The following is a 25,010-nucleotide window of genomic DNA, read 5'->3' as shown; positions in this document are numbered from 1 at the left end:
TGCCTCCCCTCCCAAGGCGGCCAGCGTTTGTCCGGTGGGCGGGTCTCTGTCGCCGCCCCTCCGATCACTCATTTGTGCCAAGTATGCACTTTTGTCGCAGGCCCGCCAGCCCCAATGTAAGCCCTTACATCGCGTATTTTTCGCGCTTTAGCCCAATGCCTGGTCCAGATCGCGCCAGAGATCCTCTGGCGCCTCGATCCCGACGGAGAGCCGGACAAGGGTTTCGGGGATGCCGGAATCAGGTTCGATGCTCTGGCGGTGCTCCACGAGGCTCTCGACCCCGCCGAGGGAGGTCGCGCGCTGAATGAGCTGCAGCCGACCGATCACGTCGAGCGCGTCTTGCCGCGTGCCGCGCACGAGAAAGGACAGGAGCCCGCCGAACCCGCCGCGCATCTGGGCGACGGCCACGTCATGGCCCCGGTGGCTGGGCAGGCCGGGATAGAAGACCTCGGCGACGCGGGTATCCGTGGCCAGCCGCTGGGCAAGCTCCAACGCCGTGGCGCTCATCCGTTCCATCCGCAGGGGCAGGGTCCGCATGCCGCGCAGAAGCAGCCAGGCCTCGAACGGACCAAGGATCGCGCCCGCGTCGTGGCGGTCCGTGGCGATGGTCTGCCATTGGGCGTGGTCCGGATCGCGGGTCACGAGGGCCCCGGCGAGCACATCGGAATGCCCGTTGATCCCCTTGGTGGCCGAGTGCATCACGATGTCCGCGCCGAGGCTCAGGGGCTGGGTCAGGACCGGCGTGCAGGCCGTGCTGTCCACCACCAGCCGCGCGCCAACGCCATGGGCGGTTTCTGCTGCCCGGCGGATATCCACGGTCTTGAGCCAGGGGTTCGAGGGGGTTTCGACAAAGACCAGATCCGGGTCATGGGCCGCGCAGGCTGCCTGCAGGGCCTGAGGGTCGCTCGCATCCACCTCCAGCAGGGCGAGCCCGCGCCGGGCGCAGAATTCCCGCGCAAATTTCGACGTGCCGTAATAGATCCCCGATTGCAGCACGATACGCGCGCCATTGGGCAGGCTGCGGAACACCGCCGCCGTGGCAGCCATGCCGGACGGAAAGGCGAGTGCTGCAGCACCTCTTTCCAGGCGTGCAAGCAGGGTTTCGACCGCGCGCAGGGCCTCGCTATCGTCGCGGCTATAGATATTGGCCGGGTTAACCAGATCGTATTTCGGGTCGCGCAGAAAGGTCGTGGCGGGCTGGATCGGCGGTACGATCCCGGCTGAGGCGGTGTCGGTGGCACCACCCCCATGGGCGGCAAGGGTTGCAGGGTCCAGATCGTCGGGAAGCGGCATCAATGGCTCCGGTCTCAGAAGGTCAGGTCAGTCACGGCGAGCCCACGCCGGGCAAAGGCGCGGGCCAGAGGGGCGAGATCGGCCGCATCGCGATCCGCGGCACTGCCCGCCGCAGCGCGGTCAGCAATGCCCACGAAGATCACCGCAAAGCGGAACATGGCGAAGGCCACGTGGAACGGGCGGAGCGGCGCGGTGTCCGGCGCGATCTCGCGATAGGCGGTGACGAATTCCGCCATCTCCGGCAGGGCATTTTCCGAGAGATCCAGGCCCAGGAGCCCGCCATATTCCGACGGGGCCGAATGCCAGGCCATGCAAGCAAAGCCCAGATCTGCGAGGGGATGGCCCAGCGTCGACAGCTCCCAATCCAGGACGGCGATCACCCGGGGCTCGGTCGGATGCAGCATCATGTTGCCCATCCGGAAATCCCCATGGGCGATGGACACCGCCCCGTCATCCTCGGGCATCGCGGCGGTCAGCCAGTCGCGCAGGGCATCGAGCTCCTGGATCGGCTCGGAGGGGGAGGCCGCGTATTGTCGGGACCAGCGCGACATCTGCCGCTGGAAATAGTCGCCGGACCGTCCGTAATCCTCTAGCCCCACCGCCTCGGGCCGCACCGCGTGGAGCCGCCCGAGCGTGCGCGCCATGTCCAGCAGGGCCGGGCGGCGATCACCGGGCGCCAGCTCGGGCAGGGCATAGGTCGGGCAGACCCGCCCGTCGAGCCGCGCCATCACATAGAACGGCGTGCCCAAAACCTCCGCATTGCTCTCATAGGCCAGCGCCTCGGGCACGGGCACATCGGTCTCAGCCAGGGCGCGGAGCACGCGGAACTCCCGATCCACCGCATGGGCGCCTTTCAGGAGCGGGCCGGGCGGTTGCTTGCGCAGCACGAGCCGCCTCTCGCCATGGGTCACAAAGAAGGTCGGGTTGGACTGCCCGCCGCTGATCCGGGCGATCTCGGGCGGGCCTCCTGCCGCGCCGAATTGCCGGTCACACCAGCGCCCCAGCGCTGCGGGCTCAAACTCCAGACTCACGGGGCCGCGACCGGCCAGCGCCAGAAATCGCGCCCTTCCTCGGTCAGCACGCGGTTGAGCACCATGCGGTGGACCTCATCCGCGCCATCCACCAGCCGGGCCTGCCTTGCATAGCGATAGATCCATTCGAGCACCGTGTCCTTGGAATAGCCCCGCGCGCCATTGATCTGGATCGCCGTATCCGCGGCCTGATGCAGCAGGTTCGCCACATGCACCTTGGCCATGGAGACCTCCTTGCGGGCAAAGCCGCCCTGATCGATCTCCCACGCGGCCTTCATGGTCAGCAGCCGCCCGATCTCGATATCCATGGCGAGCTTGCCGAGCATGAGCTGGATGCTCTCGCGCTCGGCAAGGCGCACGCCGAAGCCCTCGCGCTCGGCGGCATAGGCGGTGGCGATCTCGACACAGCGTTTGGCGAGGCCGAGCCAGCGCATGCAATGGGTGAGCCGCGCAGGCCCAAGCCGGGTCTGGGTGACCTTCATGCCGCGCCCTTCGGCCATGAGGACATTGTCCTCGTGGATCTCGAGCCCGTCGAAGATCAGCTCGCAATGGCCGCCATGCTCCTCGGGGCCCATGATCGGGATGCGCCGGTCGATCCGCCAGCCAGGCTGGTCCGCGTCGAAGAGAAAGGCCGTGTGACCCCGTTTCGGATCATCGGAGGTGCGCGCCAGCAGGATGAAATGCTGCGCCTCGGCGGCGCCGGTGATGTACCATTTATGGCCGTGGATCACGTAGGTGTCGCCACGCTTCTCGGCGCGCGTCTGCATCATTCCCGGGTCCGAGCCGCCACCGGGATGGGGTTCCGTCATGGCAAAAGCCGATCGCACCTTGCCATCGATAATGCGCTGCAGCCAGCGGTCCTGCTGCGCGGGCGTGCCGAGTTTGGCGAGCACGGCCATATTGCCATCATCGGGGGCCGCGCAGTTGAAACAGACCGGTCCAAAGATCGAGCGATTGGCCTCCTCGTAAAACACCGCCCGGGACACCGTGTCGAGCGCCATGCCACCCCGGTCGCGCGGCGCTTGCGGGGCCCAGAGCCCGGCGGCCTTGGCCTTGGCGCGCACGTCCTCCAGCACGGGCAGGGCGATATTCTCATGGGCGTCGAAATTCGCGCGATCGGCCTCGAGCGGCAGGATCTCCTCTGCGACGAATGCCGCGACCCGGGCGCGCAGCGCCTCCAGCTCGCTCGGCAGCTGAAACTCCATCTCGATCCTCCCTCGAACTTGCGCGGGCCTCTGACGGGCCTGACATGCGAGATATTCCCGCACTGCGGCAGTTTACCCATGGGGCGGGGGATGCAAACCCCACCCGTGACGCTTGACCTCGGGGCGCGAAGCGCGTCCCCTAAGAGCCGGAGCTTGACCGATCCCGGAGGCGCGCCCCATGCCCGTTTTGTTCAAACACAACCGGTCCGAGTGGATTGGTGCCCTGAAATCCGTCGGCGGCAAGACCGACGATTGGAATTTGGGACTGATCTCGGCCGGCGTCGCCTTCTACGGCCTGCTCGCGATATTCCCGGCCCTTGCGGCTGTGATCGCGATCTGGGGGCTGGTGGCGGATCCGGTGGTGGTGGACCAGCAGATGGCGCTATTGGGCAATATCATGCCCGGGGATGCGTACCGGCTGATTGATGCCCAGATCGACGCGTTGACCGGTACGACCTCGAGCACGCTAGGGAAGGCGACGATCATTTCGATCCTTGCTGCGCTTTGGTCAACGCGCGCCGGGGTGAGCGCGCTGATGCGCGGTCTGAACGCGATTTACGGGACCCCCAATCGCAAGAGCTGGCGGCATTATCTGGCGGCGCTATCGCTCACGGGCGTGCTCGTGCTTGTGGCGCTAGTGGCCCTAACCACCGTGGTGATCACGCCGATCGTCCTGTCCTTCCTGCCGTTGGGGCCCTGGGCGGAGCTAGCCCTGCGCCTGGCACGCTGGGTTGTGGCGATCTCGGTCCTGCTGGCGGGGCTTGCCATCGTCTATCGCTATGGGCCCAACCGCACCTGCGTGCGCATGCGTTGGCTTACGCCGGGCGCGATTGCGGTGGTGGTGCTTTGGGCTGGGGCGTCCTTGGGTTTCAGCTATTACCTGTCGAATTTCGGCAATTACAACGAGGTCTATGGGTCCATCGGCGCAGTGATTGCCCTGCTGATGTGGCTCTACATCAGCTCGTTCCTGCTGCTTCTCGGCGGTGGCCTGAATGTGGAGCTGGAGCGGCGCGCAGGGATCGGGCCGAAACCCGGCGGCACGCCGCCGCCCCCGGCGGGGCTAGTCGAAGAGGATGACGTTGCGCCGGGCCTGTCCTGAATTGGTGTCCGCAATGGCCTCGTTGATCTGATCGAGCCGCCAGCGCCCGGAGATCAAGGGCGCAAGCCTCAGCCGGTCCTGCCGCCAGAGGTCCACCATCCATGGGATGTCCCGCGCCAGTACCGTATCGCCCATCATGGAACCGCGCAGATCCTGGCCGCACATGGCGAGGATCACCGGCTCATAGCGCGCGGTCTCGCCGGAATGGGGCATGCCCACCATGACCATCCGCCCGCCACGCGCCAGATAGCGCGGGGCCGTGTCATAGACCGCCGTGGCGCCCACGGTGACAAAGACCGCGTCCGCCCCGCGCGGCGTGATGGCCTTGGCTGCGGCCCAGGGTTTCTCGGTGCTGGCGAGGATCGTGTCTGTCGCCCCGAACTCTCGTGCCTCGTCGAGCTTGCGGGGCAAGAGGTCCACGGCGATGATCCGCGCCGCTCCCGCCAGCCGCGCGCCCTGGATCACGTTGAGGCCGACGCCCCCGGCGCCGATCACAACCACGGTCTCGCCCACGCGGACCCGGCCGGTTTGAACCACCGCGCCGACCCCCGTTGTCACACTGCAGGCCAGCAGGCAGGCGAGCTCAAGGGGCATATCCGCAGGCAGGGGCGCGAGCTGGGCCGGGGTGACGAGCACCGCCTCGGCGAAGGCCCCGCAGGCGAGGCCCTGCGCCACCGCTTGCCCGTCGGGCAGGTGCAGGGGTGGGGCTAGGTCGGGCGGCGTCTCGCAGGTCGCGGGATGGGCCGTGCTGCAAGAGGGGCAGGTGCCACAGCTCCGCAACAGAGTGACGAGCACCGGATCGCCGACCGCATAGCCGGTCACGCCCGCGCCGAGGGCCGAGATATGGCCCGCGGCCTCATGGCCATAGATCGCGGGGAGGGCGCCGCCCCAGGCCCCTTCGGCAAAGGAGATGTCCGAATGACAGATTGCGACGGCGCCGAGGCTGACCTCGACCTCGCCGGGGCCGGGCGCGCGCAGTTGGGCGCTCTCGACCGAGAGGGGCGCGCCAAACTCATGGCAGATCGCGGCGCGGATCAGGCGGCTCATGGCGGGCTCAGACCGCAGCGCTCAGGGCGCGGCGGGGCAGGAAGATGCCGAGGCAGAGCGCCATGATCGCCATGGAGAGGAAGAAGGGCGCGCCCGGTTGGTTGATCCCGATCTCGGCATCCGTGGCGAGAAAGAAGAACTGGGTCATGACCAGGGGCGACAGGATCGCCGCGACGGAGCGGAAGGAGGAGACGAGGCCTTGCAGCTCCCCCTGTTGGTCGGCGCCTGCGGTCTGGGACATCTTGCCTTGCAACGCCGGGGTGACCACGGCGCCGAGGGCGGTGAGCGGGGTCAGGATGAGCGCGATCGCCCCGGAAGTGACCAGCCCCAATGCCGCGAAGGCAAAGAAATTAAACACAAACCCGTAGAGGATCACCTTCGTCTCTCCGAATTTCGGAATGATCACTCGAATGAGCCCGCCTTGTACGACTGCGATAGCCACACCGAAGAGACCGAGGGAGAGGCCGACCATCCCCGGCTCCCAGCCGAACTGGGCGCGGGTGAAATAGGCCCAAATCGCCGGGTAGATGAAAAACGCAAACTCGTAGAGGAAGAAGAGCGCCAGATAACTCTTCAATCCCGGGAGCTTACCCAGGTGCTTGAAGGCGCCGAGCGGGTTGGCGCGACGCCACTCGAAGGGGCGGCGGATGCGGTCGGTGACGGTCTCGGGCAGAACGAAATAGCCGAGCACAAGGTTGAACGTGGCGAGCGCGGCGGCGGCGTAGAAGGGGGCGCGGGTCCCGAACTCCCCCAGAGCGCCGCCGATCAGCGGGCCGACCACGAAGCCGATGCCGAAGGCCGCGCCGACAAGACCGAAGTTTTTCGACTTGTCCTCGGGCTTGGAGATATCGGCGATGAAGGCCGTCGCGGTGGACTGGGTGGCGGCGGCGATGCCCCCGACGATGCGGGCGACCAGCAGAAGCCAGATCGAGCCCGCAAAGGCCATCACCATGTAGTCAACAGCCATAACAGCCAAGGAAACCAAAAGGATAGGGCGGCGACCAAAGCGGTCCGAGAGGCTGCCAAGGGTTGGCCCGCAGAGAAACTGCATCACCGCGAAAGAGGTCGACAGCACGCCGCCCCAGATCGCGGCCTGGCCCAATGTCCCGCCGCTCAACTCGCCGAGCAGGTCCGGCAGGATCGGTAGAATGAGCCCGATGCCCATGGCGTCGATCACCAGCGTAATGAGGATGAACACGAAAGGCAGGCGAGAGGACATGGACGCTCCGGGGGCACTGGACGCAACCCTAGCGCAGGGCCAAACTGTAAGCAATAGTTTACAGCTAAGTGTATATTGTCAGATTTTTCTGACAATTTTGAGCCCAAAACCCGGTCCAGACCGGCGTCGGCACCCTGTCGGCTTTGCGTCGGACACCTGTCGGGCAAGTGTCGGGCACCTGCGCGCGGTCCGGCAAGACCCGGTTAAGCTTTCGAGCATGGCTCAGGTGCGGATCAAGCCCAACTTGACCGATGCTGCGACGCCTCTGAAGTCCGCTTTGAGCCCATACTTCTCAATGCTGCGTGTTTGATGAATGGCTGCTTCAGCACTAGCTCCCCTTCCGCAAGCGGCTGAGCGTTACGGGCGTCATCCCAAGAAAGCTGGCGATCTGGGAATGCGGGAACAGGTCTTCATATCCCGGATAGCGATCCCGGAACCAAGCCAGCCGATCCGACCCGCCAAGGGCTGCGAGGCACCACTCACGATCGGTCTTTCGCGACAGCTCGCCACGAAGGATGCCGTTGGCCCAGTCTCGAATATCTGGTGATTGCAGCATCATCGCCAGAAGCTTGTCCGCCCGCATTTCCGCAATTGTTGCATCTTCCGTGACTTCCAGCGTGACGAGAGATGTGTTGTGATGCGTGCGTGCGATGTGAGGGGTGATAAAACCGGGTCCGACGCAAAAGGCGACCGCAGCGCCCCCGCCCTCGGCGTCGTAGATCTGACTGACGATCCGACCATCGAGCACCATGATCTCGTGAGCCACCTGATCGCCCTGATGCGCCAGAACCTCTCCCTTCCTTACAAACCGTGGTGTCCAGGCTGCTTCGAGCTCCGCAAGCGGTGGGCCTTTCAACCCTGGTCCAAGCGCGCGAATGAGGCCGTTCAGATCCAATCTTCCATCCCGTTATCAATTGATAATGCCCGTTGCAGCCGATCATACGACATTTTTCGCATCAGAAGGAGAGTGCCACATGAATGGGAAACCAGCAGCAGATCCAGCGCAAGAGTTCATTCAATCAGGCATTCGGATGCGGAATGGAGGCAAGACAATGGTTCTCATGGCGGCCCTTAGAATCTCTTTGGGCTTGGTTGTCATCTTGGTGTTGTTGGGCCTGAGCCTCTACGCCGTCGCAATCAAGCCGCCCCGCGCGCCTCAGGGGGACATGAGCCGGGATGAAGTCACCAGCTACATTGAAAACGTGATTGCCTCTCGAGCCGCCACAGCGATGTCAGTCGCCGTCATCCGCGACGGAGAGGTCATTTGGGAACATGCCGCCGGTCAGGCAAATCCATTTGAAGATCGCGCGGCGACCACGACCTCTGTCTATCATGTCTGGTCGGTCACGAAGGTCGCGACCGCCCTGGCAGTGTTGGCTCTTGCCGAAGACGGTCTGCTGGACCTTGACGCCCCGGTCGCCGATCTCCTGCCCTGGTTCGAGGTTGAGCAATCCGAAGGCCGCGCAATGACCGTCCGCGATCTTCTGCGGCATACGTCCGGTCTCCGGGATACGGTCCCGGCTGTTTTCGGGTGGTTGCGGTACGACGAAGACCTGCCCAACCAAACCGAGTACTTGCGTTCGAGGATGCCGGACTACACGACCCTCAAGTTCTCGCCGGGTGAAGATCGACGCTACAGCAATCTTGGTTACATGGTGCTCGGAGCCGTGATCGAGGCGATAACTGGTGAGACCTATGAAAACGTCGTGCGGAAACGGGTGCTTGCCCCTGCGGGGATGACGACGACCGACTTCGTTTTCAATCCCGACATTGCTCCTGATGAAGTGCTCGGCAGCCACCCGGCAATCCATGTTTTCAGCCCGCTCTTGCCGTTCATGATCAACATGCGCGATTTCGTACAAGCGCGGCAGGGTCAACTCCTTTGGCTGAACCGGCTCTATGTGGAAGCGACGCCGCCGACGGGCCTGATCTCGTCCGCAAGAGACGCCGCGCTCTTGGCTGATGCCGCGATGCGAGGTGGCGTGCTGGTTGGGACTGACGCAATGGACCTTATGGTGCCGGCCACTGACCAAGACGTTCCTTTGGGTTGGTTCGAAACCGGCGGGGAGACACGCCGTTGGCTCCAGCATCGTGGCGGCGGTCCCGGTCACGCAGCAGCCGTGCGGATCTATCCTGATGAAAACTTAGCGATTGCTGTTCTTGCTAGCGGGACAGCAGCGCCAGCCGCAGACGTCGCCGATCTGATCGCGAAAGCCTTTCCCTTCACCGGTAACACAGAGAGCTAGAGCGGTCATTCGACCAACTGCAGCAGACGACCGCTTTGTCCGCGTTTCAGCTATTGTTGCTGGCGCAACTTTTACAGTTGCGGTCAGTCAGGCTTGGCTTTGGGCCAGGACGACAGGAGACGCCTCCGCAAGGTCTTTGGGGTCTTGCTTTTGAATGCGCCGAGGCCCGGCGGCTCTCAAGGGAGCCGATGGCGTGTGGGCGTGCTTTGGTCAGAGGGGCGTTGCGGCGGCAGTGTCGTGAGGCCGCGGGGGGCGTCCGGTGGTCGGGTTTGGGATATGCGCCCGAGCCAGGTCGGGGGGTCGTCCGGCGCTGGGGCGCGCGTCGGGTTATGCTTCGGGGGGGAGGTGCCCGGTCTCGGTCATGAACTCGGTCAGGGCCTGCGCATAGCCCTCGGGTTGTTCCACATGGGGCAGGTGGCCTGCGCGGCGCAGCAGCACGAATTTCGAGCCCGGGATCAGGTCCACGGTTTCGCGCACGAGGTCGGGGGGCGTGGAGCTGTCGTCATAGCCCGCGATCCCGAGGGTCGGCAGGCGCAGTCCGCTGGTGGGCGTGTAGAAATCGGTTCCGGCAATTGCCGCGCAGCAGCCGATATAGCCCTCATCCGGGGTGCTGGTGACCATGGCGCGCCAATAGGGCAGACGCGGGTCGGTCAGGAAGGCGCGGGAGAACCAGCGCTCGAGGATGGCATCGGTCAGCGCCTCGACCCCGCCGGCGCGCACCCCGGCGATCCGCTCCTCCCAGAGCTTGGGTTGACCGATCTTGGCGGCGGTGTTCGATAGGACCATGGCGCGGACCTGATCGAGGCGTTTCACCGCCAGCCCCTGGGCGATCATGCCACCGATGGAGAGGCCGACAAAGAGCGCGTTGCGGACCTCCAGATGATCGAGCAGCCCTTCGATGTCGCGCACGAGGGTGCCCATGGCATAGGGCGCGGGCGGCACGTCGGATTTGCCATGGCCGCGCATGTCATAACGGATGATCCGCAGGCCTTTGGGCAGAAGGGGCAGGATCGGCTCCCACAGGCGTAAATCCGTGCCGAGCGAGTTGGAGAAAACGAGGATCGGGCCGTCGCGCGGGCCTTCATCCAGATAGTGGAGCGTGACCCCGTCCCGTGTGAATTCCGCCATTGCCATGCCCTCCGCGTGTCTTGCGGGCAAGGTGCGCGCAATCGCGGGGCGGTGCAATCGGTTAAGCGCCGGGCTGGCTCAGAGGTTCTCGACCTGGGGCATGCCGAGCACGTGGTAGCCGCCATCGACGCGCACGATCTCGCCCGTGGTGCAGGCCCCGGCCGGGGAGGCGAGCCAGACCGCGGTGCCGCCCACGGCCTCGAGCGTCGCATTGGCGCGCAGGGGCGCGTTCTGCTCGGTCTGGCGGTAGGTTTTGCGCGCGCCGCCGATGGCCGCCCCGGCGAGGGTCTTCATCGGGCCCGGCGACAGGGCGTTGACGCGGATCCCGTCGGGTCCGAGGTCATTGGCGAGATAGCGCACAGCGCTTTCCAGCGCCGCCTTGGCCACGCCCATCACGTTGTAAAACGGGGTGACGCGGTTCGAGCCCTGGAACGTCACGGTCAGGATCGTGCCGCCCTCGGTCATCATCGGATGCGCCCGGCGGGTGACCTCGATGAGCGAGTAGCAGGAGATGTCGAGCGAGGTTTTGAAGTTCTCGCGGCTGGTGTTCAGGAACCGGCCGGTCAGCTCGGTCTTGTCGGAGAAGGCGATGGCGTGGACGAGGAAATCGAGCTTGCCCCATGTTTCGCGCAAGGTCTCGAAAGCGCGGTCCAGAGAGGCGTCGTCGGTGACATCCACATCCACGAGGATGTCCGAGCCCACGGAGGCCGCGAGCGGCGCGACGCGCTTGCCGAAGCCTTCGCCCTGATAGGTGAAGGCCAGCTCAGCCCCGGCCTCGGCCATGGATTTCGCGATCCCCCAGGCGATTGAACGCTCATTGGCGACGCCCATGATCAGGCCGCGCTTGCCCTGCAACACACCGGTCATCTGGTTTCCCCTTTGGGCCTTGGTTCTAGTCGAGATAGCGCGACATCAGCAGCGTCGCATTGGTGCCGCCGAAGCCGAAGCTGTTGGAGAGCACGCTGTCGAGGGTGACGTCCTCGCGCAGCTCGGTCACGATTTCTTCGGGTTTGATCGCCGGGTCGAGCTCGGTGATGTTGGCGGAGGCGGCGATGAAGCCTTTCTCCATCATAATCAGCGAATAGATCGCCTCATGCACGCCGGTTGCCCCCAGGGAGTGGCCGGTCAGCGACTTGGTGGAGGCGACGGGCGGGGTGCTGCCCTCGCCAAAGACGCGGCGCACGGCCTCGATCTCGGTCACGTCGCCCACGGGGGTCGAGGTGCCATGGGCGTTGATGTAGTCCACGCTGCGGCCTTCGGGCAGGGTCGCGATGGCCTGGCGCATGGAGCGCTCGCCGCCCTCGCCGGAGGGGGCGACCATGTCATAGCCGTCGGAGGTCGCGCCATAGCCGGTGACCTCGGCATAGATCTTGGCGCCGCGGGCCTTGGCGTGCTCCAGCTCTTCCAGAACGACGACACCGCCGCCGCCCGCGATCACGAACCCGTCCCGGGTCGCGTCGAAAGTGCGCGAGGCGGTGGTGGGCGTGTCGTTGTATTTCGAGCTCATGGCGCCCATGGCGTCAAAGAGGCAGGAGAGGGTCCAGTCGATCTCTTCGCCGCCGCCGGCAAAGACGATGTCCTGCTTGCCCATCTGGATCTGCTCGACGCCGTTGCCGATGCAATGGGCGGAGGTGGAGCAGGCGGAGGTGATCGAGTAGTTCACGCCCTTGATCTTGAACGGGGTCGCGAGGCAGGCGGAGTTGGTCGAGGACATACAGCGGGTGACCATGAAGGGTCCCATCCGCTTGGGCGCGCCCTTTTCCTTCACGGTGGTGAAGGCGTGGAAGAAGTTCGAAGTGGACGGCCCGCCAGAGCCCATCACCAGACCCGTGCGTTCATTGCTGACTTCGCTGTCCTCAAGCCCGCTATCGGCGATGGCCTGTTCCATGGCGATGAAGTTGAACGCCGCCCCGGGGCCCATGAAGCGCAGCTGGCGCTTGTCGATATGGTCTTCGAGCACGATCTCCGGCACGCCATGGACCTGGCTGCGGAAGCCGTTCTCGGCATAGGTCTCGGAGAAGGAAATCCCCGACCGGCCCGCGCGCAGGGACGCTTCGACCTCGGAGACGGTGTTTCCGATGGGCGAGACAATCCCCATTCCTGTGATGACGACACGGCGCATGGCGCGACCCTCCTCTTCGCTCAGCTCTCGGACAGAGCGACTTTCATATCTTTGACCTGATAGATCAGTTCCCCATCGGCCTCGACCCGGCCATCGGCCACCCCCATGGTCAGGCGGCGGGTCTGCACGGCCTTGGTGAAATCCACGTAATAGCGCAGCAGCTTGCGGTCCGGGCGGACCATGCCGGTCAGCTTGACCTCGCCCACACCCAGCGCATAGCCGCGCCCCTGCCAGCCGCGCCAGCCGAGGTTGAACCCGGTGAGTTGCCACAGACCGTCAAGGCCGAGACAGCCGGGCATGATCGGGTTGCCGGGGAAGTGGCAATCGAAGAACCAAAGATCCGGGGTGATGTCGAATTCCGCTACCACATGGCCTTTGCCATGGGGCCCGCCATCGCCGCTGATCTCGGTGATCCGGTCCATCATCAGCATGGGCGGCATGGGCAATTGGGCATTTCCCGGGCCAAACAGCTCGCCTTGGGCGCATTTCACGAGATCGTCCTTGTCAAAGGAGGTCGGATAATCTGCCATGTGTCGCTCGGTCCTCGGATCTGTCTTTTCGTGGTGCGCTCCCTTATCACCACCGCTTTGGAAGTGACAAGGGGAAGTGACACAGGGCGGCCATGCGGCCTGACGCCTCCGCTGGCAGGTGGGGAAGGGGAGTGGCCACTGCAAGAGGGGCGCGTCACCGGGGCGGGACTGCGACCCTATTGCGAAGGGTTTGCAATTGATATTTGGCGCGCAGCCGTCATATAAGGAGAGGACCAAAAGGATGACGACGCCCATGCGCACCACACGTCTGGAACGGGGAACCGAATGGCTGGCCACAGGAGATGTGCGCCCGACCAAGCAGCGTGTCACGCTTGCGGCCCTTCTGGTGGGCGATGGCCATGACCGTCATGTGACGGCCGAAAGCCTCTATGCTGCGGCGCTGGAGCGGGGGGAAAAAGTCTCTCTCGCCACGGTCTACAACACCTTGCGGACCTTCTGCGAAGCCGGCCTCGTGCAGGAAATCACGGTCGATGGCTCCAAGAGCTATTTCGACACGCGGATCGATGATCACCCCCACTTCTATTGGGAAGACACGAACCTGCTGACGGATGCCCCCGCCGAAGAGCTTGAAATCGCGCGCCTGCCGGAGATCCCCGAGGGGACCGAAATCTCCAAGGTTGATGTGGTGATCCGCCTGCGCAAGGCCTGAGCGCCGCGCGGCCCTAATTTGCCCTAGACCGCCAGTGCCTGACCGTCGCGCGCTTCGGCGCGATGTCTCTGCGCCCTAGTCCTGGCATTTCATCCAAGTCCGTGATCCGCCGCAGCGCGGGTCCGCGCGGTCGGCCTCCGACCGCGCTACCGAGCCTGCCCCCGTGCTGGCAGCACAAAGCCCCACGGTTCCGCAGGGCTTTGCAGTAGTCTTGAGGCGGCTGGGGCTCAGACCGCGGCTTTGAGCGCCTCGACCAGATCCGTCCGCTCCCAGCTGAACCCGCCATCCGCATCGGGCGCGCGCCCGAAATGGCCATAGGCCGCGGTGCGCTGATAGACCGGGCGATTGAGCTGCAGATGCTCGCGGATCCCGCGCGGCGACAGATCCATGAGCTCGGCCACCGCCCGTTCGATCGCGGATTCGTGGACCTCGCCCGTGCCATGGGTGTCCGCGTAGATCGAGAGCGGCTTGGCCACCCCGATCGCATAGCTGAGCTGAATGGTGCAGCGATGGGCGAGCCCTGCGGCGACGACATTCTTGGCCAGATAGCGCGCCGCATAGGCCGCCGAGCGGTCCACCTTGGTGGGATCCTTGCCGGAAAACGCACCGCCACCATGGGGCGCCGCGCCGCCATAGGTGTCCACGATGATCTTGCGCCCGGTCAGGCCCGCATCCCCATCCGGCCCGCCGATCACGAACTTGCCCGTCGGGTTCACCCACCATTCGGTGCTGGCATCGATCCAGCCCTCGGGCAGCTCGGCGCGGATATAGGGCTCCACCACCGCGCGCACGTCGTCGGAGGACATGTCCGGGTCCAGATGCTGGGTCGAGAGCACGATCGAGCTCACGCCCACGGGCTTGCCGCCCTCATAGCGCACGGTGAGCTGGGATTTCGCATCCGGGCCCAGCACTGGCTCGGCGCCGGATTTGCGCACCTCCGCCAGCTTGCGCAGCACCGCATGGGCATAGCAGATCGGCGCGGGCATGAGCTCCGGCGTCTCGTTCACTGCATAGCCGAACATGATGCCCTGATCGCCGGCGCCTTCTTCCTTGTCCTCGGCCGCATCCACGCCTTGGGCGATATGGGCCGACTGGGCATGGAGCAGGTTGGTGATCTTCACCGTCTCCCAGTGGAACTTGTCCTGCTCATAACCGATATCGCGGATGCAGTCCCGGGCGATGCCGTCGATCCGCTCCATATAGTCTTTCAGACGCGCCTGATCGCTCAGCCCGACCTCGCCGCCGATCACCACGCGGCCGGTGGTCGCGAAGGTCTCGCAGGCCACGCGCGCCTCGGGCTCTTCCGCGAGAAAGGCGTCGAGCACCGCGTCCGAAATCCGGTCACAGACCTTGTCGGGGTGCCCCTCAGACACAGACTCGGAGGTGAAAAGATAGTTTTGCCGCGCGGTCATAGGGGGCTGCTCCGTTCTGGTTAACGCTGTCACGTCAGGAAGCCGTTGTGACAACTGATCGCCTGACGGGGTATCCCTCTGACCGGGGAGGGTCAATCGCGTTCGACGGGCCGCACTGTCAAATAAACCTGACGCAACACCCCAAGCGTGAGCACCAAGCCGAGGAGAATCGCCAGAGGCAAATCACCCATGCGCGCATAGGGCGGCGGGGCGAGGCGCGGGGGCAGGGGCGCGTCGAGCGCGCCCAGCGTGTTGAGCGGCAGATGGCTCGCCATGGCGCCGTGCGCATCGATCACCGTACTGATCCCGGTATTGGCAGCGCGCACCAGGGGAAGACCGCGTTCGATGGCGCGGAAGCGCGCGAGGATCAGGTGCTGCTGTGGGCCTGCGAAATTCCCGAACCAGGCGTCATTGGTAATCTGCAGCATCCAATCCGCCGCGAGCGCTTCGTGCCGCCCTAAATGGGGAAAGATCGCCTCATAGCAGATCAGCGGCAGCGCCTGTCCGAGCCCACCGAGATCGAGCAAGACCGGGCCGGGGCCGGCATGGAACCCGCCACCCTCGGCCACGGCGAGGCCGCGGATCCCGAGCCTTGCGGCGAGATCGCCAAAGGGGATGTATTCACCGAAGGGTACAAGATGGGCTTTGTCGTAGACGGCGCTGGGCCGACCCTCTGCGTCGATCACAGCCAGGGCGTTTGTCGGGCCGAAGTCGGTGCGGCGCACGGCGCCTATCACCACGGGCACCCCTTGGGCGGCCTCCGCCGCCTGAAGCAGGAGCGGGCGCGCGGAGCCGAGGCGATAGGCGATCGCGGTTTCTGGCCAGATCACCAGATCCGGGGCAGGCCCCTCGGGCGGCTGCGCCGTGAGCGTGACCTGCCGCTGGAAAAAGAGGGGGATCATCTCGGGATCCCATTTCAGGTGCTGGGCGGCGTTGGGCTGCACAAGGCGCAAAGTCGGGGCCTCCGCAGGGATCGCGGGGGCGTCCGGGCGCAGCGCACCGATCCCGGCCAGCAGGGTGAGGGAGCTTGCGGCGGTGACAAGACCCAGAGCCCCGGCGCGAACCGCGCCGCGCGCCTGCAGGCGCAGGGCCAGGGCCAGCCCGGCGGTCAGCGCGCCCAGGGTTACAAGCCCCAGCCCATGCAGGCCCCAAAAGGCCACTGTTTGTGCCATGGGCGTGTCGATCCAGATCGTGCCGATCAGAGCCCAGGGAAAACCGGTGAAAATGTAGCTGCGCAGCATCTCGGCCAGAGTGAAGGCGAGGGCGAAGCCTGCAATGGCCGATCCGCGTCTCTGCCAGCGCGCCGTGGCCCAGCCCGCGAGCCCCCAGAAGAGCGCCAACCCCCCGGCCATGAGCACCAGCGCGAAGGGTGCCATCCAGCCATGGCGCGGCACATCCACGAGAAAGGGTTCGACGATCCAATGGAGCGTGACGGCGAAATAGGCCGACCCAATGCGCCAGGCGCAGGCGGCACGGGCGCGGCCCGCGCCCGGCAGGCTCACCCGCCACAAAAGCCCGGCCAGCCCGATCAGGGCCGCGGGGATGAGGCCGAACGGGGCCTGGCCAAGGGCGATCAGCGCGCCAAGCGCAGCGTCGATCGCCCAGGATTTGCGCCGGGTCATCGGGGGGTCATCGGGGGCGGGGCCCCCTATTCAGCGGCGGAGCTGAGCGCCCGCTCCGCCGGGCGCAGGCGGATCCGCACGCGCTTGATCCGTCGGGGATCGGCATCGACCACCTCGAACTCCACCCCGCTGTCATGGGGGATAACCTCGCCGCGCACGGGCACGCGCCCCGTGAGCTTGAAGACCAGCCCGCCCAGCGTATCGATCTCTTCCTCGGTGCCGGGCTCGATCAGGGATATGCCCAGCTCTTCCTCGAGATCGGTGAGCGGGGCCTTGGCCTGGACCAGATAGACGCCAGGTTTCTCCCGCGACCAGAAGCGATCCTCGGGCTCGTCATGCTCATCCTCGATCTCGCCGATCACCTGTTCGATCAGATCCTCGATCGTCACCAGACCGTCCGTTCCGCCATATTCATCGATCACCAGCGCCATATGCATCCGGTCCTTCTGCATCTTCTGCAAAAGCACGCCGATGGGCATGGAGGGCGGGGCATAAAGCAGCGGGCGCAGCATGCCCTTGAGGCTGAATTTCCGCGAGGTGCCGTTGAACCCGAAATTCAGGGCCAGATCCTTGAGATGGACCATGCCGAGGGGCGTGTCGAGTGTGCTGCGATAGACCGGCAGCCGGGTCATGCCGCTGTCGCGGAAGACCTGCACGAGCTCATCCTGGGTAATGTCCGAAGGCACCGCGACGATATCGGCCCGGGGGATGGCCACATCGACCACGCGCATGCGCCGCAGGTTGCCAATGCCGAGCCCGGATGCCCGCGCGTCATGAGAGGCATGGCTGCCCTCAGCCTCGCTTTCGGGCTCGGAGTCTTCTTGGGTGGAGAACGCAGCCAGAAGACGTCGCAAAAGCGAAGGTCTGGCGGCCGTGGTTTCGTCGTTCAGCGCGCGCCGCGCCGCGGAAGACGATCCGTCAGAGGTGTCGGCCATTGATCCTTTCCGGTTTGATGCCGTGTGGCTTGGTCGCAGACTATACCACAGGAGTTTCGTAAGGGTTAGCCATGTTTAGCGTCGCAAGGATCTCAATCTCGAGACCTTCCATAAGCGTCGCATCCGCGTCGGTTTCGTGGTCAAACCCCAATAAATGCAGGGTTCCGTGGATCAAAAGATGGGTGAGATGCGCCGCGAGCGGCTTCGCGGCCTCGGCAGCTTCGCGCGCACATGTCTCATAGGCCAGCGCCAGATCCCCAAGCTCGGCCTCCATCGGATTGCCGGGGTCGGGCAGATCGGGCATGGCGCCGGGGGTGTCGGGGGCACGTTCCTCGGCGGGCCAGCTCAGCACATTGGTGGGCGTGGGCTTGTCGCGAAACTCGGCATTCAGCACAGCGATCCGAGCATCATCGCAGGCCAGGATCGACACCTCGAAGGCGCCGGCAGGCAGGTCGAGCCGGGTCAGGGTGGCTGTCACGGCCTCGGTCGCCAGCGCTTGCAGGGTCGGCGCATCCCAGTCGGCACTTTCGATCGCGATCTCGATGACAGCCTCCCCCGGGGCGGGTTTAGCTGGGGTCATCAGCGTCATAGGCCTCGATGATCTTGGCCACGAGCGGGTGGCGAACCACGTCCTTGGCCGTGAAATAGGTGAATTTCACACCTTTGACGTCGCGCAGGATCCGCTCTGCGTCGCGCAGACCGGAGGTTACGCCGCGCGGGAGGTCGACCTGGCTGCGGTCGCCGGTGATCACCATGCGGGAGCCTTCGCCCAGCCGGGTCAGGAACATCTTCATCTGCATGGAAGTCGCATTCTGCGCCTCGTCCAGCACCACGAAAGCGTTGGAGAGGGTCCGACCCCGCATGAAAGCCAGCGGTGCGATCTCGATCCGCTTCTCCTCGCGCAGCTTGGCCACCTGCTTGCCCGGCAGAAAGTCGTTCAGCGCGTCATAGAGCGGCTGCATGTAGGGATCGACCTTCTCATCCTGGGTGCCGGGCAGGAAGCCGAGCTTCTCGCCCGCCTCGACCGCCGGGCGGCTGAGGATGATCCGGTCCACATGGCCGCCAAGGAACATGGTCACGCCCACGGCCACGGCGAGATAGGTCTTGCCCGTGCCCGCCGGACCGATCCCGAAGGCCAGCTCATGGGCGAAGAGACCTTCCACATAGGCCTTCTGCATTTCCGTGCGGGGCTCGACGGTTTTCTTCCGGGTTTTCAGCTCGACCGAGCCGCCCTTGAAGAGCTCCATCTGGTCACCAGCCTCGGGGGCGGCATCCTCATCGGGCACGCCGAGGCGGATCAGCCCGTCGATATCGCCGGGTTCGGAGGATTTGCCCGCCTCGACCCGCTGATAGAGCGCGTGCAGCACGCTTTCGGCCTTGGTCTGGGCGTCGGCCTCGCCAAAGACGGCAAGCTGGTTGCCCCGACGCAGGATCTGCACGCCAAGCTGATGCTCGATCTGGGCAAGGTTCCGATCATACTCCCCACAGAGATCGATCAGGACGCGGTTGTCGGGAAATTCAATCAGACGCTCCGGGCTGGGCGGCTGGGGGGGTGGCGGGGTCGCAGCACTCAGGGCCAATAGGAACTCCGGTCAAGTGGGCCTGATCCAAGCGTGCCAAGCCGGGGCCGGACTGGCAAGCGTCATTCTGAGATTCCCCGCAGGCTGGGGGTAAAAAAGCAAGTGGGCGCCGGTCTCAGGCCGCCAGCAGCCGTCCGCGCAAGGAGTTCGCGGCGCTCTCTTCGATGCGGACCCGGACGAGATCACCCCGGGCGGCGTTGGGAGCCTCCACATGGACCGCGTGGAGGTGTTCGGATTTGCCGACCATCTGGCCGGGCAGGCGGCCCGGTTTCTCGAAGAGGACCTGGGCCTCGGTGCCGACCTTGGCGTCCTGAACGCGGCGCTGTTGCCGGGTGAGCAGGGCTTGCAGCTCCTGCAGGCGGGCATCGGCGATCTCGGCGGGCACGTCCTCCTTCTCGGCGGCGGGGGTGCCGGGGCGGGCGGAGTATTTGAAGGAATAGGCCTGGCCGTATTCCACGGCTTCGACCAGCGCCATGGTGTCGGCGAAATCCTGATCGGTCTCGCCCGGGAACCCCACGATGAAATCGCCCGAGAGCAGGATATCGGGCCGCGCCGCGCGGATCCGCTCGATCAGGCGGAGATAGCTTTCGGCGGTATGCTTGCGGTTCATGGCCTTGAGGATCCGGTCGCTGCCCGATTGCACGGGCAGGTGCAGGTACGGCATCAGCTTGGCGCAGTCCCCATGGGCCGCGATCAGCGCGTCATCCATGTCGTTGGGATGCGAGGTGGTGAAGCGGATCCGCTCCAGCCCGTCGATCTCGGCCAGATCCCAGATCAGCCCGGCGAGCCCTTTCGCATGGCCGTGATAGGCGTTGACGTTCTGGCCCAGCAGGGTGATCTCGCGCACCCCGCGCTCCACCAGATCCCGGGCCTCGGTCAGAACGCGCGCGGCCGGGCGGCTGACCTCGGCGCCCCGGGTATAGGGCACCACGCAGAAGGCGCAGAACTTGTCGCAGCCCTCCTGCACGGTCAGGAACGCGGTCGGCCCTCGTTTGGCCTTGGGGCGGGCGCGGAGGTGGTCGAACTTGTCTTCCTCGGGGAAGTCGGTGTCGAGCGCCTTGGCCCCGGTCCCGGCCTTCGCGGTCAGGTCCGGCAGGCGGTGATAGGCTTGGGGGCCCACCACCAGATCCACCATGGGCTGGCGGCGCATGATCTCTTCGCCCTCGGCCTGCGCCACGCAGCCCGCGACCCCGATCTTGAGGTCGGGTTTGGCGGCCTTCAGCGGCTTGAACCGGCCCAGCTCGGAATAGACCTTCTCGGCGGCCTTCTCCCGGATGTGGCAGGTGTTGAGTAGGATCATGTCCGCATCTTCGGCGCGGTCGGTCTGCACATACCCTTCGCCGCCCAGCGTCTCGGCCATCCGTTCGCTGTCATAGACATTCATCTGACAGCCATAGGTCTTGATAAAAAGCTTCTTGGGATCGGCCATGGCGCGGGTCTCAGTGCTTTAAGGGAAGAGTTACGAAGCTTCGCATACACAAAGGGCACAGACCTTGCAATCGCGGGGCTGGGGGAACATCCTTCGGGATGGGCCTTCACCAACCGATCCTGTGTGAGATCCGACCATGAAGATGGACCCGATTGAGCTCTCTGCGCCCATGGCGCGTGCCGCGGCCCCGGATCTGGGGCGGTTTCTCGCGACGCGCGGGGGTGTCCTGACCACGGGGCCCGTGGCGCTGATCTTTGCCGAGGACGGCGTGGAGCTGGCCTCGACCCTGGCCCATCATCTGGATCTTGGGTTCCGGGCGGTGATCCTTCTGGCGGCGGAGGGAACGCCGGTGCCGCTCGATCTGCCGGGGCGGGTGCATCCCGTGCGCTGGGACCGGTTCGATGCGGCGAGCGTGGCCGAGGCCGTGAGCGCCTTTGGCCGCAAGGCGGCAGGGACGTGGTTCTACTACTGCTATAACGCCGAATACCTGTTCTTTCCCTATTCCGAGACCCGCAGCATTGGCGAGATGCTGACCTTTCATAGCGAAGAGCGGCGCGATGCCATGCTCACCTACGTGATCGACCTCTATGCCGGGGATCTGGCCAAGGCGCCTTCGGGGGTGTGTCGCCAGAACTGCTATATGGATCGCTCGGGCTATTACGCGCTGGAGCGGTTTGGCCCGGATGGGGCGCGGGCCGAGCGGCAATATGATTTCCATGGCGGGTTGCGCTGGCGGTTCGAGGAACATGTCCCCGCCGACCGCCGCCGGATCGACCGGGTGGCGCTCTTTCGCGGCAAGCGAGGGCTGAGCCTGCGGCCCGATCACACGTTTTCGGATCCAGAGTACAACACGGTGTCCTGCCAATGGCACAACAACCTGACCGCGGCGGTTTGCTCGTTTCGGGCGGCCAAGGCGCTCAAGGCCAATCCGGGCAGCCGGCATGAGATCCCGACCTTCTGGTGGCAGAACTCGGTCTGGTTCGAATGGAAGAGCCGCCAATTGCTCGATCTCGGGCTGATCGAGCCAGGGCAGTGGTTTTGAGCCTGTTTTAATACTCAGCGCTGACCGTGGCGCGACCATATTGTCAGAAGGAGTTTTCAATCATGGCCTTGATGGGTTGGGTTCAAAAGACCCTTGTTTCGTTCGAACCGTTGCCTTCCGGGAAAAAACGCCTCGCCATAAAACTTCCTTTGCTCATTGTGTCGTGTGGGCTGCTGCTTGGGGTTCAGTTCCTTGCTTCGGAAAGCCAGGTGGAGGGAAGCGGGTACTCGCCCGAAGCGCAGGCAACTCTGGATGGGGCGATTGGGTGGATCGGGATCGCGGTACTCTTTTTGATCATTGCGTTCGTGTTCGACAAGCTGTCGTTCAAATGGCCGTTCTTTGCCCTTTTGCGCATCCCGTTCGTGGCTCTGTTTCTGTTTGGCGTTCTGGTCGCGACTGGCTTGGCAGGGCTGGCCTTGCTGTCGTAGCCAGGACGCGGATGCCTTGACACCAAGACCATTTTTCGGCACTCATCCCGCACCGGGCAATCGCCCGGCAACGGAGCTATTTATGCAAGAGACTGTCATCCGCGACTGAGCCCCTTTCCCAAGGTGCGCTCATGATCGTCCGACCGGCTGCCGCGTGACGCCAGCCGTGCGGCCTGTCATTGCCTAAATTCCGAGAAGACCCATGAACATCTCCAAGCAGGAACAGCGTGTCCTGCATGTCCTCGCACAAGGCGGGGCCATTCATTTCGAGCGCGCCGAGAATGGCAAGGTGCGCGATGTCGCCTGCATGACCCGCGAAGGGTATCAGCTGGCCGATTGCACCATGCCCATTTTCGACCGGCTGAAGAAACGTCGGCTGATCCGCTCCGTGCGGGGGCGGCCCTATCACATCACGCGCGCTGGCCTCGGGGCCGTGCGTGCGCAACTCGACAATCGCTAGGAGGTCTCGATGACCGATATCAAAATCACACCGACTGTGGCGTCGGATCTGGCCGGGCTCGCGCCGGTGGTTGAGGCCACCGGGCTCTTTCCGCCCGAGTATCTGCACCCGCTCTGGGAAGAGGGGCAGGCCGAAGGGCATGTCTGGCGCACCGCGTCCCGCGCCGGGCAGGCGGTGGGTCTGGCTTTTGCCGGGCCCGAGCCGCTGACCGAGGGCTGCTGGAACATGCGCGCGCTTTGCGTCGCGCCGGATCAGCAGGGACAGGGCGTTGGCCGAGCGCTGGTGCGCGACCTGGAAGCCGCGCTCACCGGGCGGGCGCGCTTGCTGCTGGCGGAGACTTCGGGCACGGCCCCCTTCGCCGGGGCGCGCGCCTTTTACGCGGCGCTGGGCTATGCGCGGGTCGCGGACATCCCGGAGTTCTGGGCGGAGGGGGACGCCAAAATCGTGTTCTCCCGGGATCTGCGCTAGACGCGCGCTCCCCAGTCACCCGTGGGTCCGGCCCGAAACCAGGTCGGGCCTGCGTCACGACCGACGGCCCTGCGGTTCAGTCCGCCCTTGACCCGCGGCCCCGGCTTTGCGAGGTCCCGCGCCATGACTGACACGCCTCCGATCTCTCCCAAAGGCGCCCCGTGGCGCAATTTCTATGGCCGTCGCAAGGGCAAGGGCCTGCGCGCGTCCCAGGAAGCCTATCTGGAGGAGGATCTTGCCGCTCTCTCTCCCGGCGCTGTGGATTGGGAGGAGAACCCCGACCGCACCCCGCTCGACCTCAACGCCCGGTTTGGGGATCGCGAGGTCTGGCTGGAGGTCGGGTTTGGCGGCGGCGAGCATATGGTGCATCAGGCGGCCCAGAACCCGCATGTCGGGATCATCGGGGCAGAGCCCTATATCAACGGCGTTGCCATGCTGCTGGGCAAGATCCGCGCGGCAGAGGTCGAGAATGTGGCGGTCCATCCGGGCGATGCGCGCGATCTGTTCGACGTGCTGCCAGCGGGCAGTATCAAGCGGGCCTTTCTGCTCTATCCCGATCCCTGGCCCAAGGCGCGGCACCATCGCCGCCGTTTTGTGACGCCAGAGCATCTGGAGCCGCTGGCCCATGTGATGGCGCCCGGCGCGATCTTCCGCATTGCAACCGACATCCCGGATTATGTCCGCCAGGCGCTGGAGGAGGTGCCACGGGCGGGGTTCGAGTGGCTGGCCGAGGGGCCGGAAGACTGGCGCAAGCCCTGGGACGACTGGATCTCCACCCGCTATGAGCAAAAGGCACTGCGCGAGGGGCGCACGCCCCATTACCTGACCTTCCGCAAGCGCTAGACCGCTCTCGCATCGTGCGATCGCGTTGCGCCTCGGCCGGTCCGGGCGCACGCGGTGCTCGCAATATCTCAAGATGTTTCGCATCCTCTCCGCCGGGTCCTTTGCCCGAGCGGAGCCACGAGCCATGTCGAACCTGCGCATCACAAATTGCCATATCCACACCTTCACCACGGACCATGTGCCGCGCTGGTATCCGCACCCGTTGCTGACGCCCTTCAAGGCAGTGCCGACCCTCGCCAAAGGCGTTGCGGTGCTGCTGGATCTGATCGGGCAGGACCGCAGGGCGGATGTGGTGCACCGGCTCTACAAGTTTCAGGAGACCGGGCACGGGGTGGGGCAGGAGGAGGTCTTTGCCTCGATCCTGCCATTCTACCCCGGCGATACGCGCTTTGTGGTCCTGCCCATGGATATGTCGCAGATGGGGTTTGGCCCCGTGCGCAAGGACATCGCCCGCCAGCATGACGAGTTGGCGCGGCTTGCGACGCATCCGCTTTATGGCAAGCAGGTCATCCCCTTTGCCACCGTGGTGCCGGGCAAGCCGGGCTCGGTCGTCGAGATGAAGCGCGCCATTGGGGAGCTCGGCTTTCGTGGGCTGAAGCTCTATCCGCGCATCGGTTATGCGCCGGACCATCCGGAGCTGATGTCCGAGGTCTATCCCTATCTGGTGGAACACAACCTGCCGGTTCTGTCCCATTGCGCCCGGGGCGGGGTGGCGGGGCGCCATCTGTCCCCAGAGGAGGCCGACCGGCTGACGGATCCGCGCGCCTTCATCCCGGTGCTTGAGGCCTTTCCCGAGCTGCGGGTCAATCTCGCCCATTTCGGCGGGCTCGCCGATTGGGAGAGCTATGTGAATGACGGCATCGATCCCCATGACCCGCAGGCGCGGCAGGAGAACTGGCTGGCCTCGATCCTCGATATGCTGCGCTACGGCGGCTATCAGGGGCTTTATGCGGATATCTCCTACACGGTGTTCAACTTCTCGGCCTTCCTGCCCTTCCTGCGGGTGTTTCTCGAGGATGAGCGGATCGCCGACCGGGTTCTTTTTGGTTCGGATTACTACATGACCAAGCAGGAGAGCCTGTCCGAGCGTGCGGTCTGTTTCGGCCTGCGGGATGCGCTGGGCGAGGGGCTTTTCCGGCAGATTGCCGAGATTAATCCCGAGTGCTGGCTGGGGGAGCGCACACTCGAGAGGTAAAATCGC

General features: G+C 65.2%; 25 protein-coding genes and 1 riboswitch. Of the genes, 9 read left to right on the top strand and 16 right to left on the bottom strand.

Annotation, left to right across the window (positions count from 1 at the left end; all coding sequences use genetic code 11):
• Positions 1 to 147: 147 nt before the first annotated feature.
• From ACP153_RS09840 to ACP153_RS09830, 3 genes are read right to left on the bottom strand one after another with little or no spacing between them, the layout of a single operon-like run.
• Complete coding sequence (locus ACP153_RS09840; protein WP_424970817.1) at positions 148 to 1,293, bottom strand: trans-sulfuration enzyme family protein; 1,146 nt, start codon at positions 1,291 to 1,293, stop codon at positions 148 to 150.
• 14 nt (positions 1,294 to 1,307) lie between these two features.
• Complete coding sequence (locus ACP153_RS09835; RefSeq protein WP_424970816.1) at positions 1,308 to 2,324, bottom strand: phosphotransferase family protein; 1,017 nt, start codon at positions 2,322 to 2,324, stop codon at positions 1,308 to 1,310.
• Positions 2,321 to 3,529, bottom strand: a complete 1,209-nt coding sequence (locus ACP153_RS09830) for an acyl-CoA dehydrogenase family protein (protein ID WP_424970815.1) — start codon at positions 3,527 to 3,529, stop codon at positions 2,321 to 2,323. The genes ACP153_RS09835 and ACP153_RS09830 overlap by 4 nt, the downstream gene beginning before the upstream one ends.
• A gap of 178 nt (positions 3,530 to 3,707) precedes the next feature.
• On the opposite strand from ACP153_RS09830, the gene ACP153_RS09825 reads away from it, so the two are divergent.
• Complete coding sequence (locus ACP153_RS09825) at positions 3,708 to 4,628, top strand: YihY/virulence factor BrkB family protein (RefSeq protein WP_424970814.1); 921 nt, start codon at positions 3,708 to 3,710, stop codon at positions 4,626 to 4,628.
• Here ACP153_RS09825 and ACP153_RS09820 read toward each other — a convergent pair.
• The 3 genes from ACP153_RS09820 to ACP153_RS09810 all read right to left on the bottom strand — a co-directional run bounded on the left by ACP153_RS09820 (position 4,590) and on the right by ACP153_RS09810 (position 7,789).
• Positions 4,590 to 5,675, bottom strand: a complete 1,086-nt coding sequence (locus ACP153_RS09820; protein ID WP_424970813.1) for a zinc-binding dehydrogenase — start codon at positions 5,673 to 5,675, stop codon at positions 4,590 to 4,592. The two genes, ACP153_RS09825 and ACP153_RS09820, sit on opposite strands and share 39 nt — an antisense overlap.
• A 7-nt stretch (positions 5,676 to 5,682) precedes the next feature.
• Complete coding sequence (locus tag ACP153_RS09815) at positions 5,683 to 6,894, bottom strand: MFS transporter (RefSeq protein WP_424970812.1); 1,212 nt, start codon at positions 6,892 to 6,894, stop codon at positions 5,683 to 5,685.
• Between the two features lie 328 nt (positions 6,895 to 7,222).
• Positions 7,223 to 7,789, bottom strand: coding sequence for a Crp/Fnr family transcriptional regulator (locus ACP153_RS09810; RefSeq protein WP_424970811.1), 567 nt, complete (start codon positions 7,787 to 7,789; stop codon positions 7,223 to 7,225).
• Between the two features lie 79 nt (positions 7,790 to 7,868).
• Between ACP153_RS09810 and ACP153_RS09805 the strand changes: the two genes are divergently transcribed.
• Complete coding sequence (locus ACP153_RS09805) at positions 7,869 to 9,140, top strand: serine hydrolase domain-containing protein (RefSeq protein WP_424970810.1); 1,272 nt, start codon at positions 7,869 to 7,871, stop codon at positions 9,138 to 9,140.
• 327 nt (positions 9,141 to 9,467) lie between these two features.
• Here ACP153_RS09805 and pcaD read toward each other — a convergent pair whose 3' ends face one another.
• From pcaD to fabA, 4 genes are all read right to left on the bottom strand, one after another.
• On the bottom strand, positions 9,468 to 10,268 hold the full coding sequence (gene pcaD, locus ACP153_RS09800) for a 3-oxoadipate enol-lactonase (protein WP_424970809.1): 801 nt from the start codon (positions 10,266 to 10,268) through the stop codon (positions 9,468 to 9,470).
• 78 nt (positions 10,269 to 10,346) lie between these two features.
• Positions 10,347 to 11,135, bottom strand: coding sequence for an enoyl-ACP reductase FabI (locus ACP153_RS09795; RefSeq protein ID WP_424970808.1), 789 nt, complete (start codon positions 11,133 to 11,135; stop codon positions 10,347 to 10,349).
• Positions 11,136 to 11,160: 25 nt separating this feature from the next.
• Entirely contained in the window at positions 11,161 to 12,390 is a 1,230-nt protein-coding gene (gene fabB / locus ACP153_RS09790; RefSeq protein ID WP_424970807.1) for a beta-ketoacyl-ACP synthase I, read from the bottom strand.
• 20 nt (positions 12,391 to 12,410) lie between these two features.
• Positions 12,411 to 12,920: a bifunctional 3-hydroxydecanoyl-ACP dehydratase/trans-2-decenoyl-ACP isomerase gene (gene fabA, locus ACP153_RS09785; protein ID WP_424970806.1), complete on the bottom strand. Its 510-nt coding sequence runs from the start codon at positions 12,918 to 12,920 to the stop codon at positions 12,411 to 12,413.
• 253 nt (positions 12,921 to 13,173) lie between these two features.
• On the opposite strand from fabA, the gene irr reads away from it, so the two are divergent.
• Positions 13,174 to 13,590: a Fur family transcriptional regulator Irr gene (gene irr / locus ACP153_RS09780; protein ID WP_424970805.1), complete on the top strand. Its 417-nt coding sequence runs from the start codon at positions 13,174 to 13,176 to the stop codon at positions 13,588 to 13,590.
• A gap of 227 nt (positions 13,591 to 13,817) precedes the next feature.
• Here irr and metK read toward each other — a convergent pair whose 3' ends face one another.
• The 6 genes from metK to miaB all read right to left on the bottom strand — a co-directional run bounded on the left by metK (position 13,818) and on the right by miaB (position 20,568).
• Positions 13,818 to 15,002 carry a methionine adenosyltransferase gene (gene metK / locus ACP153_RS09775; RefSeq protein WP_424970804.1) on the bottom strand — a complete coding sequence of 395 codons (1,185 nt, stop codon included), beginning with the start codon at positions 15,000 to 15,002 and terminating at the stop codon, positions 13,818 to 13,820.
• Positions 15,003 to 15,009: 7 nt separating this feature from the next.
• Positions 15,010 to 15,059: riboswitch (SAM-SAH riboswitch) on the bottom strand.
• Between the two features lie 35 nt (positions 15,060 to 15,094).
• Positions 15,095 to 16,624 carry an apolipoprotein N-acyltransferase gene (gene lnt / locus ACP153_RS09770; RefSeq protein ID WP_424970803.1) on the bottom strand — a complete coding sequence of 510 codons (1,530 nt, stop codon included), beginning with the start codon at positions 16,622 to 16,624 and terminating at the stop codon, positions 15,095 to 15,097.
• Positions 16,625 to 16,650: 26 nt separating this feature from the next.
• On the bottom strand, positions 16,651 to 17,559 hold the full coding sequence (locus tag ACP153_RS09765; protein WP_424970802.1) for a hemolysin family protein: 909 nt from the start codon (positions 17,557 to 17,559) through the stop codon (positions 16,651 to 16,653).
• Positions 17,560 to 17,599: 40 nt separating this feature from the next.
• The gene (ybeY, locus tag ACP153_RS09760) at positions 17,600 to 18,139 is read right to left on the bottom strand and encodes an rRNA maturation RNase YbeY (RefSeq protein WP_424970801.1); all 540 of its coding nucleotides are present in this window, start codon (positions 18,137 to 18,139) and stop codon (positions 17,600 to 17,602) included.
• On the bottom strand, positions 18,126 to 19,139 hold the full coding sequence (locus ACP153_RS09755) for a PhoH family protein (RefSeq protein WP_424970800.1): 1,014 nt from the start codon (positions 19,137 to 19,139) through the stop codon (positions 18,126 to 18,128). Before ACP153_RS09755 ends, ybeY begins: the two co-directional genes overlap by 14 nt.
• Before the next feature lie 115 nt (positions 19,140 to 19,254).
• Entirely contained in the window at positions 19,255 to 20,568 is a 1,314-nt protein-coding gene (gene miaB / locus ACP153_RS09750; RefSeq protein ID WP_424970799.1) for a tRNA (N6-isopentenyl adenosine(37)-C2)-methylthiotransferase MiaB, read from the bottom strand.
• Between the two features lie 142 nt (positions 20,569 to 20,710).
• On the opposite strand from miaB, the gene ACP153_RS09745 reads away from it, so the two are divergent.
• The 6 genes from ACP153_RS09745 to ACP153_RS09720 all read left to right on the top strand — a co-directional run bounded on the left by ACP153_RS09745 (position 20,711) and on the right by ACP153_RS09720 (position 25,004).
• The gene (locus tag ACP153_RS09745) at positions 20,711 to 21,610 is read left to right on the top strand and encodes a hypothetical protein (RefSeq protein ID WP_424971446.1); all 900 of its coding nucleotides are present in this window, start codon (positions 20,711 to 20,713) and stop codon (positions 21,608 to 21,610) included.
• Positions 21,611 to 21,672: 62 nt separating this feature from the next.
• Positions 21,673 to 22,038 carry a hypothetical protein gene (locus ACP153_RS09740; RefSeq protein WP_424970798.1) on the top strand — a complete coding sequence of 122 codons (366 nt, stop codon included), beginning with the start codon at positions 21,673 to 21,675 and terminating at the stop codon, positions 22,036 to 22,038.
• Between the two features lie 202 nt (positions 22,039 to 22,240).
• Positions 22,241 to 22,498, top strand: coding sequence for a YjhX family toxin (locus ACP153_RS09735; RefSeq protein ID WP_424970797.1), 258 nt, complete (start codon positions 22,241 to 22,243; stop codon positions 22,496 to 22,498).
• Positions 22,499 to 22,507: 9 nt separating this feature from the next.
• Positions 22,508 to 22,966, top strand: coding sequence for an N-acetyltransferase family protein (locus ACP153_RS09730; protein WP_424970796.1), 459 nt, complete (start codon positions 22,508 to 22,510; stop codon positions 22,964 to 22,966).
• Between the two features lie 123 nt (positions 22,967 to 23,089).
• Positions 23,090 to 23,809: a tRNA (guanine(46)-N(7))-methyltransferase TrmB gene (trmB, locus tag ACP153_RS09725; protein ID WP_424970795.1), complete on the top strand. Its 720-nt coding sequence runs from the start codon at positions 23,090 to 23,092 to the stop codon at positions 23,807 to 23,809.
• A gap of 124 nt (positions 23,810 to 23,933) precedes the next feature.
• Complete coding sequence (locus tag ACP153_RS09720) at positions 23,934 to 25,004, top strand: amidohydrolase family protein (protein ID WP_424970794.1); 1,071 nt, start codon at positions 23,934 to 23,936, stop codon at positions 25,002 to 25,004.
• The last annotated feature ends 6 nt before the right edge of the window (positions 25,005 to 25,010 follow it).

The organism is Dinoroseobacter sp. S76 (assembly GCF_049801095.1).
Lineage (GTDB): Bacteria > Pseudomonadota > Alphaproteobacteria > Rhodobacterales > Rhodobacteraceae > Dinoroseobacter.
Note: the sequence above shows the minus strand (reverse complement) of the source record. Positions and strands in the feature narration are given on the sequence as shown.

Bases quoted from the DNA above. Each gene is read 5' to 3' on its own strand.
- ACP153_RS09840 (WP_424970817.1), bottom strand. From the start codon at position 1,293: ATGCCGCTTCCCGACGATCTGGACCCTGCAACCCTTGCCGCCCATGGG.
- ACP153_RS09830 (WP_424970815.1), bottom strand. From the start codon at position 3,529: ATGGAGTTTCAGCTGCCGAGCGAGCTGGAGGCGCTGCGCGCCCGGGTC.
- ACP153_RS09825 (WP_424970814.1), top strand. From the start codon at position 3,708: ATGCCCGTTTTGTTCAAACACAACCGGTCCGAGTGGATTGGTGCCCTG.
- ACP153_RS09820 (WP_424970813.1), bottom strand. From the start codon at position 5,675: ATGAGCCGCCTGATCCGCGCCGCGATCTGCCATGAGTTTGGCGCGCCC.
- ACP153_RS09815 (WP_424970812.1), bottom strand. From the start codon at position 6,894: ATGTCCTCTCGCCTGCCTTTCGTGTTCATCCTCATTACGCTGGTGATC.
- ACP153_RS09805 (WP_424970810.1), top strand. From the start codon at position 7,869: ATGAATGGGAAACCAGCAGCAGATCCAGCGCAAGAGTTCATTCAATCA.
- pcaD (WP_424970809.1), bottom strand. From the start codon at position 10,268: ATGGCGGAATTCACACGGGACGGGGTCACGCTCCACTATCTGGATGAA.
- ACP153_RS09795 (WP_424970808.1), bottom strand. From the start codon at position 11,135: ATGACCGGTGTGTTGCAGGGCAAGCGCGGCCTGATCATGGGCGTCGCC.
- fabB (WP_424970807.1), bottom strand. From the start codon at position 12,390: ATGCGCCGTGTCGTCATCACAGGAATGGGGATTGTCTCGCCCATCGGA.
- fabA (WP_424970806.1), bottom strand. From the start codon at position 12,920: ATGGCAGATTATCCGACCTCCTTTGACAAGGACGATCTCGTGAAATGC.
- irr (WP_424970805.1), top strand. From the start codon at position 13,174: ATGCGCACCACACGTCTGGAACGGGGAACCGAATGGCTGGCCACAGGA.
- metK (WP_424970804.1), bottom strand. From the start codon at position 15,002: ATGACCGCGCGGCAAAACTATCTTTTCACCTCCGAGTCTGTGTCTGAG.
- lnt (WP_424970803.1), bottom strand. From the start codon at position 16,624: ATGACCCGGCGCAAATCCTGGGCGATCGACGCTGCGCTTGGCGCGCTG.
- ACP153_RS09765 (WP_424970802.1), bottom strand. From the start codon at position 17,559: ATGGCCGACACCTCTGACGGATCGTCTTCCGCGGCGCGGCGCGCGCTG.
- ybeY (WP_424970801.1), bottom strand. From the start codon at position 18,139: ATGACCCCAGCTAAACCCGCCCCGGGGGAGGCTGTCATCGAGATCGCG.
- miaB (WP_424970799.1), bottom strand. From the start codon at position 20,568: ATGGCCGATCCCAAGAAGCTTTTTATCAAGACCTATGGCTGTCAGATG.
- ACP153_RS09745 (WP_424971446.1), top strand. From the start codon at position 20,711: ATGGACCCGATTGAGCTCTCTGCGCCCATGGCGCGTGCCGCGGCCCCG.
- ACP153_RS09740 (WP_424970798.1), top strand. From the start codon at position 21,673: ATGGCCTTGATGGGTTGGGTTCAAAAGACCCTTGTTTCGTTCGAACCG.
- ACP153_RS09735 (WP_424970797.1), top strand. From the start codon at position 22,241: ATGAACATCTCCAAGCAGGAACAGCGTGTCCTGCATGTCCTCGCACAA.
- ACP153_RS09730 (WP_424970796.1), top strand. From the start codon at position 22,508: ATGACCGATATCAAAATCACACCGACTGTGGCGTCGGATCTGGCCGGG.
- trmB (WP_424970795.1), top strand. From the start codon at position 23,090: ATGACTGACACGCCTCCGATCTCTCCCAAAGGCGCCCCGTGGCGCAAT.
- ACP153_RS09720 (WP_424970794.1), top strand. From the start codon at position 23,934: ATGTCGAACCTGCGCATCACAAATTGCCATATCCACACCTTCACCACG.